At 39.4% G+C, this 13,439-nt stretch carries 17 protein-coding genes; 9 read left to right on the top strand and 8 right to left on the bottom strand.

The annotated features are described in order from the left end of the window. Positions 1 to 18: 18 nt before the first annotated feature. Positions 19 to 360, top strand: coding sequence for a DMT family transporter (locus ACZ5N5_RS01130; protein WP_054788542.1), 342 nt, complete (start codon positions 19 to 21; stop codon positions 358 to 360). Further along, the gene (locus tag ACZ5N5_RS01125) at positions 360 to 674 is read left to right on the top strand and encodes a DMT family transporter (RefSeq protein ID WP_054861056.1); all 315 of its coding nucleotides are present in this window, start codon (positions 360 to 362) and stop codon (positions 672 to 674) included. The genes ACZ5N5_RS01130 and ACZ5N5_RS01125 overlap by 1 nt, the downstream gene beginning before the upstream one ends. A 171-nt stretch (positions 675 to 845) precedes the next feature. Here ACZ5N5_RS01125 and trhA read toward each other — a convergent pair whose 3' ends face one another. The 3 genes from trhA to ACZ5N5_RS01110 form a co-directional block, all read right to left on the bottom strand. Beyond that, entirely contained in the window at positions 846 to 1,493 is a 648-nt protein-coding gene (trhA, locus tag ACZ5N5_RS01120) for a PAQR family membrane homeostasis protein TrhA (protein WP_109983057.1), read from the bottom strand. Positions 1,494 to 1,567: 74 nt separating this feature from the next. Beyond that, positions 1,568 to 2,116 carry a PepSY domain-containing protein gene (locus ACZ5N5_RS01115; protein ID WP_109983056.1) on the bottom strand — a complete coding sequence of 183 codons (549 nt, stop codon included), beginning with the start codon at positions 2,114 to 2,116 and terminating at the stop codon, positions 1,568 to 1,570. 105 nt (positions 2,117 to 2,221) lie between these two features. Next, the gene (locus ACZ5N5_RS01110; RefSeq protein WP_054861054.1) at positions 2,222 to 2,911 is read right to left on the bottom strand and encodes a polysaccharide deacetylase family protein; all 690 of its coding nucleotides are present in this window, start codon (positions 2,909 to 2,911) and stop codon (positions 2,222 to 2,224) included. A 205-nt stretch (positions 2,912 to 3,116) separates the two neighbouring features. Here ACZ5N5_RS01110 and ACZ5N5_RS01105 point away from each other — a divergent pair, with 205 nt between their 5' ends. The 7 genes from ACZ5N5_RS01105 (at position 3,117) to ACZ5N5_RS01075 (ending at position 10,814) form a co-directional block, all read left to right on the top strand. After that, on the top strand, positions 3,117 to 4,691 hold the full coding sequence (locus ACZ5N5_RS01105) for a glycoside hydrolase family 43 protein (protein ID WP_464373090.1): 1,575 nt from the start codon (positions 3,117 to 3,119) through the stop codon (positions 4,689 to 4,691). A 12-nt stretch (positions 4,692 to 4,703) separates the two neighbouring features. Continuing rightward, positions 4,704 to 5,354 carry a ThuA domain-containing protein gene (locus ACZ5N5_RS01100; RefSeq protein ID WP_109983054.1) on the top strand — a complete coding sequence of 217 codons (651 nt, stop codon included), beginning with the start codon at positions 4,704 to 4,706 and terminating at the stop codon, positions 5,352 to 5,354. 10 nt (positions 5,355 to 5,364) lie between these two features. After that, the gene (locus ACZ5N5_RS01095) at positions 5,365 to 6,465 is read left to right on the top strand and encodes a Gfo/Idh/MocA family protein (protein ID WP_109983053.1); all 1,101 of its coding nucleotides are present in this window, start codon (positions 5,365 to 5,367) and stop codon (positions 6,463 to 6,465) included. A 53-nt stretch (positions 6,466 to 6,518) separates the two neighbouring features. Next, a complete protein-coding gene (locus ACZ5N5_RS01090) occupies positions 6,519 to 7,487 on the top strand; it encodes a sugar phosphate isomerase/epimerase family protein (RefSeq protein ID WP_109983052.1) in 969 nt (322 codons plus the stop codon). Continuing rightward, positions 7,484 to 8,638, top strand: a complete 1,155-nt coding sequence (locus ACZ5N5_RS01085) for a Gfo/Idh/MocA family protein (RefSeq protein ID WP_464373733.1) — start codon at positions 7,484 to 7,486, stop codon at positions 8,636 to 8,638. The genes ACZ5N5_RS01090 and ACZ5N5_RS01085 overlap by 4 nt, the downstream gene beginning before the upstream one ends. 54 nt (positions 8,639 to 8,692) lie before the next feature. Continuing rightward, the gene (locus tag ACZ5N5_RS01080) at positions 8,693 to 9,745 is read left to right on the top strand and encodes an alcohol dehydrogenase catalytic domain-containing protein (RefSeq protein WP_054788546.1); all 1,053 of its coding nucleotides are present in this window, start codon (positions 8,693 to 8,695) and stop codon (positions 9,743 to 9,745) included. 148 nt (positions 9,746 to 9,893) lie between these two features. Further along, the gene (locus ACZ5N5_RS01075; RefSeq protein ID WP_464373089.1) at positions 9,894 to 10,814 is read left to right on the top strand and encodes an LCP family glycopolymer transferase; all 921 of its coding nucleotides are present in this window, start codon (positions 9,894 to 9,896) and stop codon (positions 10,812 to 10,814) included. A 39-nt stretch (positions 10,815 to 10,853) separates the two neighbouring features. Here ACZ5N5_RS01075 and ACZ5N5_RS01070 read toward each other — a convergent pair whose 3' ends face one another. From ACZ5N5_RS01070 to ACZ5N5_RS01050, 5 genes are all read right to left on the bottom strand, one after another. Then, entirely contained in the window at positions 10,854 to 11,405 is a 552-nt protein-coding gene (locus ACZ5N5_RS01070; protein WP_464367741.1) for an NUDIX hydrolase, read from the bottom strand. Positions 11,406 to 11,418: 13 nt separating this feature from the next. Then, positions 11,419 to 11,898: a hypothetical protein gene (locus ACZ5N5_RS01065; protein WP_464373088.1), complete on the bottom strand. Its 480-nt coding sequence runs from the start codon at positions 11,896 to 11,898 to the stop codon at positions 11,419 to 11,421. A 23-nt stretch (positions 11,899 to 11,921) separates the two neighbouring features. Further along, positions 11,922 to 12,383, bottom strand: a complete 462-nt coding sequence (locus tag ACZ5N5_RS01060) for a flavin reductase family protein (protein ID WP_054788548.1) — start codon at positions 12,381 to 12,383, stop codon at positions 11,922 to 11,924. Positions 12,384 to 12,533: 150 nt separating this feature from the next. Beyond that, complete coding sequence (locus ACZ5N5_RS01055; RefSeq protein ID WP_054788549.1) at positions 12,534 to 12,833, bottom strand: HesB/YadR/YfhF family protein; 300 nt, start codon at positions 12,831 to 12,833, stop codon at positions 12,534 to 12,536. 215 nt (positions 12,834 to 13,048) lie between these two features. Then, positions 13,049 to 13,408 (bottom strand): response regulator, encoded by a 360-nt coding sequence (locus tag ACZ5N5_RS01050; RefSeq protein ID WP_054861048.1) that lies wholly within the window; start codon positions 13,406 to 13,408, stop codon positions 13,049 to 13,051. Positions 13,409 to 13,439: the final 31 nt, after the last annotated feature.

Below are 13,439 nucleotides of genomic sequence, written 5' to 3'. Positions count from 1 at the left end.
AGAAGAGGGGGTTTTTTTATGTATAAGGAATGGTTAAAGGTTTTTATTGCAGCAATTTTCGAGGTAATATGGGTGATCGGTTTAAAACATGCGGATAGTGTTCTGGAGTGGTCAGGCACATTTGTTGCTATTGTTATCAGCTTTTATTTTCTGATAATGAGTGGACAAAAGCTTCCTGCAGGTACGAGCTATGCAGTGTTTGTTGGGCTCGGGACAGCAGGAACTGTTTCCATGGAGATGCTCGTTTTTGGCGGAGAATTCCATCTCGGAAAGATTTTGCTTATTGTGCTTCTTTTAGTGGGAGTAATTGGTTTGAAAATAACGACAGATCAGCATGCGGATAAAGGAGGAGAAGCGTAATGGACTGGATTATACTTGTTCTTTCAGGTTTATTCGAAACAGCGGGTGTGATGATGATTAGCAGATGGCATATGACGAAAAAGGGATTCGATTTATTGGGGATGATCGTAAGCTTTATGATTAGCTTTGTTGGCTTAACCTATGCTCTAGAAACGATCTCCATGGGTACCGCTTATGCAATTTGGACAGGAATAGGTGCAGCAGGTGGAGTACTAGTTGGTATGTTGTTCTTTCATGAACCGAAGGATAGAAAACGAATCTTCTTCCTTTTATTAATCATCGGATCGGTTGTTGGCTTGAAATTGATTTCTTGATTAAAGGCGTTTAAGGGGGAGCAGGGGGTTGGTCTATTAGGGCGAGATAACCAAGATAATAATGGTTGTATCAAACGATCAAACGAGATAACCAAAATAAAAATAACAAACGATGCTCTGAGTAAAAAAATACTCCCTTCAGCTATCTAAAGGGAGTGTAACAGCAGCATTTTAATAAAGTGGTAAAACATATAATAGTACACTAAAGAAGTGTGTAATGCTACCACCTAATACAAATAAATGCCAAATTGCATGATGGTATTTGAAGCCTCGCCAAACATAGAAGACAGCCCCAACTGTGTACAGCACACCGCCGATAATTAAAAGCATTAACCCATTGGGATGTAGGTTGTCGACAAGTGGTGGCCATACAAATACAATTAGCCAGCCCATCAGAACATAAAGAAGGGTAGAAATCATTAAAAATTTCTTGACGAAAAACACCTTGAAAACAGTCCCGCCAATGGCTAGCCCCCAAATGACGCCAAAAAGTGTCCAGCCTTCCCAGCCTTTAACAATGATGAATAAGAATGGGGTGTAAGATCCGGCAATAAAAAAATAAATCGAAGAATGATCCAGTATTTCAAAAATATTTTTCGCTCTTCCCTTTGGTAAGCTATGTACAAGAGTCGAGGATGTATAAAGTAATACCATCGTCACACCAAATAAAGTAAAGCTAACAATATGCCATGGTGTTCCGAATAGTGAGGCATTTACGATCAAAATGACTAATCCCGCAATACTTAATACCATTCCAATGCCATGGGTAATAGCATTGGCGATTTCTTCTCCTAGCGTAAATTCATGTGTAGATCCCATTATTTGCTTCCTTTCTCTACTTTCTCTATCCTATTATCTTCCTATCTAGAGTGGAATGCAAATAGATCGCTATCCTAAGAAATAAATCCACTGTATACTTGGTCATTTTCCATTAGATCAATAATTTTTAGAAAATGCTCCTCTTTTTTGTAGATGATTTTATACTGTTTCTCTTTATCCCCATTGACAAGAAACATAATTCGACTCCCGGGATTATCTTTTTCCAAATGGAATGTTAATCCGTTTGTGTCGACTTGTTCGACGACTGTACTATACTCAGTAAAGGATGTTAGATTGGCTGGCTTATTTGGATAATGCGTATCATCATACTCTTCTGCATCTTCCTTGGTACGATCCTGTGATTTCAGTAGTTTTCCAGTAGAGGCATCGACTTGAAATTCATATTCACCGGTTCTGCTTTCGATTTCTACTTCGTAATAATGATCATCCTCTTCGAAGGAAAGATCAACTTCCTCGATAAATCCGTCAGCCTGCGCAAATGCTGTTTTCAAAGCTTGTTCGGCCGTTATCGCTTCCTGATTATCAGTGGAAGCCCATGCAATCGTGACTCCACCAAAAATAACGGTTGTGACAGCTGCTCCTACTAATAGTACTTTTTTCATGTTTTCTTCCTCCTTCATTTCTATTCATCTTCACTATACCTTTTAGAAATGAGAGAAGAATAAGAGAAAAATGAGAATTTGATTAGAATTCACAATAAGTCTATCTTATAAATTCTGCAATTCATCCACTGTAATAAAGGAGTAGCCTTGACTCGTTAATAATTGAAGGATTTCTTCCAATAGCTGAAGCTCTTCACCTGATTGATCATACATCGGGTGTAAAAGGATAATGGAGCCTGGTTCTATTTTTTCTTGCACATACGCTAACTTATCCTCTGCTGTATCTGGTTCTATGTTCCATGTAATCGTTTCTCGATCGTGCTTCGATAAATAATAGGGTAGACCGAAAAGCTTTTTGCCAAAAGGAGGACGGAAATCAATTTCTTCTTGATAGCCTGCCTCGCGAATTAATTGATCTGTCTTCGTTATTTCCTGCTTAATAAATTGTTGTGATTGGAATATCATTCTTTCATGAGAAAAGGTGTGATTTCCAATTTGATGGCCAGCCTCTACAATTTTTCTAGTTTGTTGTGGGTTGTTCTTCATATCCTTCCCTATTAAAAAGAACGTAGCTTTTGCTTGATAATCATCCAATAATGCGAGAATAGCATCTACCTTTTCAGTCGGCCCATCATCAAAGGTTAGAGCCACCACCAACTCATCTGTTTCTACTTGATTGGTTAGTCCTCCAAAAATCTGAAAACTTCTTGCATTCATAAGGTAATAGGCTGAAGCAAACAGAAGGCATACTATTCCAATAAAACAACAGACTATCAGCGTGATTTTTCGTTTCATCCTATCGCTTCCTTTTTATTTTTATTATATTATAAGTTCTAGTTTGGTAGGATAGTACATAAAATAAAAAAAATTCGTCATAAATATGGCAAAATAGTTTGTTGTTTGGATAAACTTAGTTATAATAGAATATAGAAAAACAGAAAGAACCATGATAAAATATGATAACGCTATCAATTAGAGGCGGAAGGAAGGAGAGTCAACCATGAAAATGATTCAAAATCCTGTATTACTTGGGTTTAATCCGGATCCATCGATACTTCGAGTAGAGGATAATTATTACATAGCTGTATCTACTTTTGAATGGTTTCCAGGTGTACAAATCTATCATTCTAGGGACTTAGTGAACTGGGAACTGATAGGTTATCCTCTTACACGTTCCTCCCAGCTTAACATGCTAGGAAATTTGAACTCAGGCGGTGTTTGGGCACCATGTCTTTCCTATTCAGATGGAACTTATTATCTTATTTTTACGGATGTGAAGAGTAGAAAGGGAGCATTTAAGGATACCCATAACTATTTAGTGACAGCAGAAAGTATTACAGGGCCATGGTCAGACCCAATTTATCTAAATAGTAGTGGCTTTGATCCATCCTTATTCCATGATGAGGATGGGAAGAAGTGGTTAGTCAATATGATTTGGGATCATCGCAAGGGCACGAACTCTTTTGCGGGTATCGCTCTACAGGAATATTCCGTTAAAGAGCAAAAATTAGTCGGACCAATACGAAATATCTTTAAAGGGACAGAGTTAAGAAAAACGGAAGCACCACACGTATACAAAAGAAATGGCTACTACTATTTATTAACAGCCGAAGGTGGCACAGAATATGATCATGCAGCAACAATGGCTCGCTCTCGATCGCTTTTTGGTCCATATGAGGTGGATCCAATGAACCCGATCTTAACCTCTGATAAGTCTGATGAAGATCAGTTGCAAAAAGCGGGACATGGTTGCTTGGTCGAAACACAAAATGGAGAATGGTATATGGCACATTTATGTGGGCGACCTGTGATCGATAAAAAATGTATTTTAGGTAGAGAAACGGCTATACAAAAATGCTACTGGACAGACGATGATTGGCTTCGTATCGAAAATGGTCCAAACCCAAGCAAGGAAGTACCGGCACCTGATCTGCCAGTGTCAGAAGCAGTAACCATTCCGCTTCACGATGATTTTAATGAAGAGACACTAGCTTTACATTGGAATGCATTAAGAAGGACCTTTGAAGAAAAATGGTATTCGCTTAAAGACCGTCCTGGTTATCTCCGTCTATATGGGGAAGAATCGATGAATTCGTTTCATCGTCAGAGTATGGTAATGAGGCGACTTGAGCATTTCCAAGTAGAATTAGAGACCTCTGTAGAATTTGAACCAGAAAATTTCCAGCAAATGGCAGGATTGATGATTTATTATGATACAGAGGATCATGTGTATTTACGCATAACAGAACACGAAACCTTAGGAAAATGTATTGGAATCATCGAAACAAAATATGGAAGCTATGAAGAATTGCTAGAAAAGGATATCGCACTTCCTAACGATCAACCAATCTATTTAAAAGCAGTCATTCATGATCATTTATTACAATTTTACTACCGATTAGATACAGATGAATGGCAGCAGATTGGCGAAAAAATAGACATTGGTCACTTATCAGACGACGATTCTGATTATGTACGATTTACAGGAACGTTTGTCGGTATGGCCGCACAGGATCTGAGTGGACAGCATAAAAAAGCTGATTTTGATTATTTTAACTATAATATTTTAACATAGGAGGTAATTTTCTTGAAAAAAGCATTAATCTTTCAAGGTGGTTGGGAAGGACATGAACCAAAACAAGTAGCAGATATACTAGCAGGTTTATTAGAAGAAAAGGATTTTCAGGTTAAAATCACGGATACGTTAGAGACACTGAAAGAAGATGATCTGACAGAATATGATTTGATTGTACCAAACTGGACACAAGGTACAATCGAACAGGATCAGCTACAGCCGTTATTGAAAGCAGTTGAACAGGGCACAGGATTGGCAGGACTTCATGGTGGAATGGGTGATTCCTTTCGGATGGAGGTAGACTATCAATTTATGGTTGGTGGCCAATGGGTCGCACACCCTGGTAATGATGGAGTAGAATACAAGGTGCATATCAAGGATCCAGATCATCCGTTAACAGAAGGAATGGAGGATTTTACAGTAGTATCTGAGCAATATTATATGCATGTTGATCCGGCCATTCATGTTCATGCAACGACTCGCTTCCCTGTTGCAGAAGGACCATATCAAACAAACGGAGAAGTGGATATGCCAGTTGTATGGACGAAAAAATGGGGAGAGGGAAAGGTTTATTACTGTGGGTTAGGTCATGTCGCGGAAATTGTCAAAATGCCAGAGGTACTTCAATTAATGCAAAGAGGTATGACTTGGGCAAGCAGATAGGAGTGGAAGCATGAATCAATTAAATGTAGGTATTATTGGTTGTGGAAATATTAGTCGAATCTATTTGGAAAATGCAAAACGCTTTAAGAATTACACGATTCAAGCCGTGGCAGATTTGGTGCTTGATCGTGCCAAAAGTCATGCAGCGGAATATGGCGTTCCAAAGGCCTATACGACAGAGGAGCTTTTGTTAGATCCTGAAATTGATTTCGTTATTAATTTGACGATACCAGCTGTTCATGCGGAGATAGCGATAAAGGCATTGGAAAATGGCAAGCATGTATATGGCGAAAAGCCTCTAGCAGTTACAAGAGAAGAAGCGAATAAAATGCTAGAGTTAGCCAAAGAAAAAGGATTATATATCGGAAATGCACCTGATACCTTCTTAGGGGGAGGGATTCAAACATGTAAGAAGCTTTTGGATGATGGTGTGATTGGCAAGCCTATTTCAGCTACGGCGTTTATGATGATCCCAGGACACGAGCGTTGGCATCCGGATCCTGCCTTTTATTATCAGGTAGGTGGTGGTCCTTTATTCGATATGGGTCCTTATTATTTAACAGCCCTTATTGCATTAATTGGGCCAATCAGTCGCGTAACAGGGTCTGCCCAAATGACCTATAAGGAACGTACGATTACTAGTAAACAAAAGTATGGCGAGAAGATTAAGGTCGAAACTCCAACACAGATTAATAGTGTTTTAGATTTTGAAAATGGTGCCGTCGCTTCCATGGTCATGAGCTTTGATACATGGCATCATGGATTACCACATATCGAGATATATGGGACAGAAGGAAGCATGATCGTTCCAGATCCGAATACATTCGGTGGCCCTGTTATGATTCGGAGAAAAGACGACAGTGATTGGACTGAGGTTCCTTTAACACATGGGTTTACCGATAATAGTCGGGGCTTAGGGGTTGCTGAGATGGTCGATGCTATTTTAGCCAAACGAACTGCAAGAACAGATGGAACGCTCGCCTACCATGTGTTAGATATTATGCATGGGATACATGATGCCTCATCAGATGGGAAGCATTATATTGTTCCAAGCCATTGCAAACAGCCAGAGCCGTTACCAGAAGGAATAGCTGAGGACTATTTTGCATAAAAACGATGAGTGAGTTTTACCAATCATTTTGCAGAAAGGATTAGGTGATGGAAATGAAGTTAGGTGTATTTGCTGTACTATTTGGTGATAAGTCATTGGAGGAAGCTTTGGATAAGGTAGCAGAAGCAGGTCTTGAGACGGTGGAGATTGGCACAGGGGGCTATCCAGGTAATGCCCATTGTAATCCCGATGAATTATTAGCAGATGAAGGAAAGCTATCTGCCTTTAAAGAAGCATTTGAGCAAAGAAACTTAGAAATTAGTGCCCTTAGCTGTCATGGAAACCCCCTTCACCCGAACAAAGCAATAAGCGAACAGCATCATAAGCAATTTGAAAAAACCGTCCTACTTGCTGAAAAGATCGGGGTAAATACGGTGATCACCTTCTCAGGATGCCCAGGAGAATCAGAGCATTCGAAGTATCCAGTATGGGTAACTGCTGCATGGCCAGATGATCACCCTGAAGTACTCGAATGGCAATGGCAAGAGCGCGTCATTCCGTATTGGAAGAAGCAAAATGACTTCTTGGCGGAACACGGTGTACGAGTAGCGATTGAGCCACATCCTGGCTTTGTTGTCTACAATAATGAAACCGCCCTAAAATTAAGAGAAGTCTGTGGAAACCAAATTGGTGTTAACTTTGACCCAAGCCATTTATATTGGCAGCAGATGGATCCTGTTGTCAGCATTAAAGAGTTAGGGAAGCATAAGGCACTGTACCATTTTCATGCAAAGGATACAGGAATGGATGAGCAAAATACAAAAGCAAACGGTGTACTTGATACGAAACCATACAGTGATGAATTAAATAGGGCATGGATATTCCGAACCGTTGGCTATGGTCATGGAGAGGAAGAGTGGAAGCGAATCATCAGTGCATTACAGCTGATCGGTTATGAAGGAGCTATCTCGATCGAGCATGAGGATAGTTTAATGTCTGTTGAGGAAGGGTTTCATAAAGCCGTAGAAGTATTGAAAAATGCATTAATCAAAGAAAAGGTTGGTGAAATGTGGTGGGCATAACAAGTAAACCTGTAAGAATTGGAATGATAGGATATCAATTTATGGGAAAAGCACATAGTCATGCTTATCGTGATTTACCATTTTATTTTGACAATCCATTAAAGCCTGAGCTAAAAGTCATTGCTGGAAGAAATGAAGAGGCCGTGAAGGAAGCACGAGAAAAAATGGGCTGGGAAAGCTATGAAACCGATTGGCGAAAAGTAGTGGAGCGAGACGATATTGATGTGATTGATATTGTGACACCGAACCATACACATGCCGAAATTGCGATTGCGGCAGCAGAAGCGGGTAAGCATATCATTACAGAAAAGCCTCTTGCGCTAACTGTGGAAGAAGCAGAGCAAATGCTAGCAGCAGTGAAGAAGAACGGGGTAAAGCACATGATTTGTCATAATTATCGCTTTGCCCCTGCTGTACAGTTTGCCAAAAAGCTGATCGAACAAGGCAAGCTTGGACGTATTTTCCATTATCGTGCTCATTATTTACAGGATTTCATCATTGATCCTAGCTTTCCACTAGTCTGGCGCTTGAAAAAGGAAGTGTCTGGATCTGGTGCCTTAGGGGATATCGGTGCACATAGTATTGACCTTGCTCGTTTTTTGATTGGAGAATTCACCGAAATTGTTGCGACAATGGAAACCTTTATTAAAGAACGTCCAATTGGTGAAATGACGGGTGGTTTAAGTGCGAAAGGCGATTCAACGAAAATGGGTGAGGTCACGGTGGATGATGCTGTAGCGTTTCTCGCTCGGTTTGAGAATGGAGCACTAGGGACATTTGAAGCAACTCGTTTTGCTAATGGTAATCGCAATAAGAATAAATTTGAAATCAATGGGGAGAAAGGCTCTGTTCGTTGGGATATGGAAAATATGAATAACCTAGAACTCTACTTAGCGAGTGATGAAGAAGGAGAGCAAGGCTTCCGTTTAATCAATTGTACCGAGGAAGTGCATCCATATGTTGGAGCGTACTGGCCTGCTGGGCATATCATTGGCTATGAGCATACGTTTATTCATTTAATTGACGAATTTTTCCGAGGGATTGCAGAGGATTACCAACCAGCACCGAATTTTGAGGATGGTGTCCAAAATCAAAAATTGCTTGATGCGATTGAACAATCTGCGGAGGAAAGACGTTGGATTAAGCTCTGATGAAAAAGAATCCTGTAATTTAGCATACAAGGAGTGACAGATGTGAGCAATAGGATGAAGGCTGCCGTATTAAATAAACCTTTGGATATAGAAGTGAAAGAAGTACCGATTCCAGAAATCCAAGCAGATCAGGTCCTAATCAAAGTACACTGTATAGGAATTTGTGGTTCGGATGTTCATTACTATGAGCATGGAAAAATTGGTCGATATGAGGTAAAGGAGCCAATCATTTTAGGTCATGAAATGGCTGGCGATATAGTGGCAGTTGGTGACAGTGTCAGAAATCTAACAGTTGGAGAAAGGGTTGCGGTAGAGCCAGGTGTGACCTGTGGTAGATGTGATTATTGCAAGGAAGGTCGCTACAATTTATGTCCAGATGTGGTTTTTATGGCAACACCACCAGTTGATGGTGCATGGGCGGAATATGTCGCTGTCCGTAGTGATTTTGTCTTTCCATTACCTGATGGGATGAGCTATGAAACGGGGGCATTACTCGAACCGTTTTCCGTTGGGATGCATGCCATGAACCGGGGAAAGGTAAAGCCTAGTGATCGTATGCTCATTACAGGACTTGGCCCAATAGGACTGTTGACAATACAAGCGGCTCGGCTATATGGGGTAAAAGAGATTTATGCAACAGATGTTGTACCATTTCGCTTAGAATTAGCCAAGAAATTAGGAGTAGCTGCTGTGATTGACCCATCTAAGGAATCATTAGCTGAGAGATTAGAGCAATTGACAGCTGGAAAAGGTATGGATGTATCAATAGAAACGTCTGGAAATCCGCGGGCAGTACAGGACGTCTTGACCGTGACAAGAAGAGGTGGAAGGATAGTTCTCGTCGGTCTGCCGGCAGCAGAGGAAATTGGCATCGATATTACGCATTTAGTTGACTCAGAGTATGATGTTCATGGACTTTTTCGATATGTCAACACCTATCCCGCGGCAATCCAAGGCTTGAGTGATCAGGAAATGAATATAGAACAGATCGTTACCCATCAATATTCTCTGGATCAAATAGAAGAAGCCGTTGAAAAAGCTAGAATTGAAAAGGATACGAGTATTAAAATTATGATCTATCCTGATCGTAGTCTTTTAAACTCTTAATTTGTTGAACATGAGAACAGCTTATTTTGGGATTCGCAAAATAAGCTGTTTTTTGACAACTTTAGAAAAATACTTACTTTTTCTGGGCGATGTGCTATAATTTATGTGAGAATAATGACTAAAGTTAAGAGAATAGGATGAAGACCAGGTGGAAACGAGAGCTAATCGAAAAAAGTCTAAAAAAAAGTGGTGGCTTTTGACACCATTAATCATTATCTTTCTTATTATTGTTGGGGTAGGCATATATGCTTGGACTATTATTAACAATGTAGAGAAAACGGTTGATACGAAAATGCATGAGCCAGTTGATTCGATTGATTTGCAAGAGGTTAAGAAAAAGCTAAATGCGACAGAGCCTCTTAATATTCTACTTCTAGGAGTAGACCAAAGAGGAAATGATAAAGGAAGATCGGATGCATTAATGGTGCTAACTTTAAAGCCAGAGAAGGATGAAATGCAGATTGTTAGTATTCCTCGTGATACACGTACGTTAATTGTAGGTGAAGGTTATGAGGATAAGATTAATCATGCCTATGCCTTTGGTGGAGCAGATATGTCTGTTCAGACGGTAGAAAACTTCCTAGGGATAGAGCTTGATTATTTTGTTCGAATTAATATGGAAGGTTTAAAGGAGTTAGTAGATGTTGTCGGTACGATTACGGTAAATAACGAAATTGAGTGGTCTGACGGAAAATATAATTTTACAAAAGGTCCTATTGAGATGGATGGCGAAAAAACTTTGGCCTATGTTCGAATGAGAAAACAAGATCCAGCAGGTGATTTTGGCCGAACAGAAAGACAACGTAAGGTGATTGCTGGCATTATCGATGGTGGAGCAAACATTGCCAATGTCACTAAAATTCATGAAGTCATCGAGGTGATGGGAAATAACATGACGACAAGTCTCCAGTTCGATGATATGAAAGCATTACTTGATGGCTATAGTGATACAAGGAAAAAAATAACCAACTATCAGGTACAAGGATCTGGTACAAAAATTGATGGTATCTATTATTACATTGTGCCACAAGAAGAAGTAGAAAAGGTTCGAAATATGATTCAGGAATAGATAAAAAACAGTCTAGCGTATTTGCTAGACTGTTTTTACTTATAATAGGAATGAATGCTGATATTTTGATATATATTTTGCCCAGCATGCTAAGCCTGCTCCATGCTTAAATCTGCCATCTGTAATCATCCCGCTCATTTCCTCTGGAGTAATCAAGGAAACAGAGATATCCTCTGTAGGGTCTAATGCTTGGTCTCTCACCTTAAACGCATTTTTAGCAAAAAACAAATGAATTTTCTCCGTTGTAGACCCAGGGGATGGGAAAAAGTAGTCGAAGGATTCCCATTCCAGTGATTGATAACCCGTTTCTTCTAACAGTTCGCGTTTGGCAGCATAAAGAGCCTCTTCCTCGTCCTCTATCATGCCAGCAGGGAGTTCAAATTCCCATGACTGAACAGCATGCCTGTATTGCTTCAACAGAATAATTTCTTGATCCTCTGTTATGGCCAGAATACATACACCATCACGAAACTGTATATAAGAGAAATTTTTTGCCTCTTCATTTGCGAGCATGATCTCATCGATGGTTATCTTGAACCGATCAATTTGGGTTGTTTGCGTTGATGTGATCTTCCAAGGGTTAGCTGTCACTGATTTTCACTCCTCACTTTTTTGTCGGATAAATGATTATCATTTGATAGACAAGTACATATAACCAGATAGCACATAGCGTAATTGATGCCATATTTGGCAATGGGGTAAAATATAAGACAACATAGGCTAATAGCGGTAGAAAAGAAGCAAACCCTGTCATTTTCCATAGCTGCTGGTATTTAAGCTTTCTCCTTAGCATAAAACAAATAAGCCATGCGCCTAATGCTAATATCGAAATACCCGAAATTACGAGAAACATCATCAAAAATGGATAAAAAACGATTACCTGTAGCAAATATTGAGAATACGAGAGTTGTGACACACTCGGATCAAATTGGATGATAATAAGAATGGCATTCGGTAAAAAGGAAAAAAAGAATAATAAAAACAAAAACACTAGTGTATCTCGCATACTTACACGATTCAATTGAAAAAGAGATTTCTTCCTTGGTAATGTTGCACATAATTTAATGATTGAGAGAATTGTCATGATTTTTCATTTCCTTATCCTGCTTAAGGATTTTCTAGTTTGTGATAATTACTATTATAATAGAGTATAGGTTTTCCTTCATCTAGTTTTATCTCATCCACTTTGGCGATTAATAGTAAATGATCGCCAGCTTCCACTGTATTAATCACCGTACATGCCAGTGTGGTTAAGGCGTCATTTATAACAGGGATCTGATCAAGCATTGTAAAATCATGAAACGCTTTATCGATTTGTTTGGCAAAAATCATAGAAATTTCCTGTTGCTCCTCACGAAGAATACTTACACCAAATCGCTTTATTTTATCTGCATTTTCATAAAAATTAGTTCGATGATCTAATGAAATAGTAATTAATTGAGGGTCCAAGGAAACAGACATAAATGCATTCACTGTCATTCCTTGAACACTACCGTCAAATTCCGTTGTCACAACCGTTATTCCGGTAGCAAATTTACTCATCGCCTTGCGGAATTCTTGTGCCCCCATAGATACGCCTCCTTAAGATGTTTTAAACAATGTTAACCATCGGGAAAATTGGAAGTCTCACTTTAACATAATCATAACACAATATTTTTCTAATCACGATAAATGTTAGTTTGTCCCACTTTAAAAAAAAGCGGGACAATGGTGCCAAAATTAGTGGATCTCTTCATAATCATAAACGACTTCATCTAATTCTGCGTCATAATTGACTAATAAATGATATCCCTCGAAATACCACGCATCTGTTGTATCTATAAAGAAGGTGATGCCGTCCTTCTCTACTTGAGAGATAGGTTCCACCGGTTCCTCCTTCACTTGAAATGCTAGGGAGAAACCTTCGTGAATAGGGCTTGATCCCCCGTATTTTGCTTGAAACTTTACGGTATCACCTTCCGTTAACTCGACTTCCTCTTTAAACCAATTTAATGCATCATCTGATATTTTTATTTCCATTTATGTTCACTCCTCACCAAAGCCTATAATATTACAATAACGTGAAAAACGTCTAAAGTGTAATGATTTGTTCGAACATCTTAAGGGCTATATAGGTAGGATTCCCATAATTTGCTTGCTTCACACTTCTTCATGATAATTTTAACTAAATAGGAGATAACTAGTTTTAGAGAGATGAATAGAAGCATTTTCTTTGTAGCTTCGGAAAATGCTTGCTAGGGCTTGGAGATTTTTTCTAAGGTAGGGATTAGGTTATGAAAATATGGCTTGATAATAAAATCCTTTGCTCCGTGCTGAAGGGCGACCATCACATTTTCTTTTGTAGCGAGGGAGGATACGATAATGATATTCGCACACTGGTCCAGCTGTTTAATCTTTTTTAATGCCGTTAAGCCATCCGTAACCGGCATGATGATGTCTAGTAATACCATGTCTGGGTGGTGTTTTTGGTAAAGCCTCACCGCATCAATTCCATTCGCAGCTTCTGCGATGACGACATAGGCGTGCTTTTCTAAGATATTTCGTAGCCATTTGCGCATAAAGGCGGAATCATCAGCGATAAGGATCGTTTTCATCGGTTTTCTACCCCTCCCTTCATTATCCTAC

The organism is Gracilibacillus sp. JCM 18966, assembly GCF_055392695.1.
This window is presented reverse-complemented; position numbering and strand designations above follow the sequence as displayed.

What these genes read in the sequence shown, in the direction of transcription:
- ACZ5N5_RS01115 (WP_109983056.1), bottom strand. Translation starts at nt 2,116, where the DNA reads ATGAAAAAAGTACTATTAGTAGGAGCAGCTGTCACAACCGTTATTTTT.
- ACZ5N5_RS01090 (WP_109983052.1), top strand. Translation starts at nt 6,519, where the DNA reads ATGAAGTTAGGTGTATTTGCTGTACTATTTGGTGATAAGTCATTGGAG.
- ACZ5N5_RS01125 (WP_054861056.1), top strand. Translation starts at nt 360, where the DNA reads ATGGACTGGATTATACTTGTTCTTTCAGGTTTATTCGAAACAGCGGGT.
- ACZ5N5_RS01095 (WP_109983053.1), top strand. Translation starts at nt 5,365, where the DNA reads ATGAATCAATTAAATGTAGGTATTATTGGTTGTGGAAATATTAGTCGA.
- ACZ5N5_RS01110 (WP_054861054.1), bottom strand. Translation starts at nt 2,911, where the DNA reads ATGAAACGAAAAATCACGCTGATAGTCTGTTGTTTTATTGGAATAGTA.
- ACZ5N5_RS01080 (WP_054788546.1), top strand. Translation starts at nt 8,693, where the DNA reads ATGAAGGCTGCCGTATTAAATAAACCTTTGGATATAGAAGTGAAAGAA.
- ACZ5N5_RS01055 (WP_054788549.1), bottom strand. Translation starts at nt 12,833, where the DNA reads ATGGAAATAAAAATATCAGATGATGCATTAAATTGGTTTAAAGAGGAA.
- ACZ5N5_RS01130 (WP_054788542.1), top strand. Translation starts at nt 19, where the DNA reads ATGTATAAGGAATGGTTAAAGGTTTTTATTGCAGCAATTTTCGAGGTA.
- ACZ5N5_RS01050 (WP_054861048.1), bottom strand. Translation starts at nt 13,408, where the DNA reads ATGAAAACGATCCTTATCGCTGATGATTCCGCCTTTATGCGCAAATGG.
- ACZ5N5_RS01105 (WP_464373090.1), top strand. Translation starts at nt 3,117, where the DNA reads ATGAAAATGATTCAAAATCCTGTATTACTTGGGTTTAATCCGGATCCA.
- ACZ5N5_RS01060 (WP_054788548.1), bottom strand. Translation starts at nt 12,383, where the DNA reads ATGGGGGCACAAGAATTCCGCAAGGCGATGAGTAAATTTGCTACCGGA.
- ACZ5N5_RS01065 (WP_464373088.1), bottom strand. Translation starts at nt 11,898, where the DNA reads ATGACAATTCTCTCAATCATTAAATTATGTGCAACATTACCAAGGAAG.
- trhA (WP_109983057.1), bottom strand. Translation starts at nt 1,493, where the DNA reads ATGGGATCTACACATGAATTTACGCTAGGAGAAGAAATCGCCAATGCT.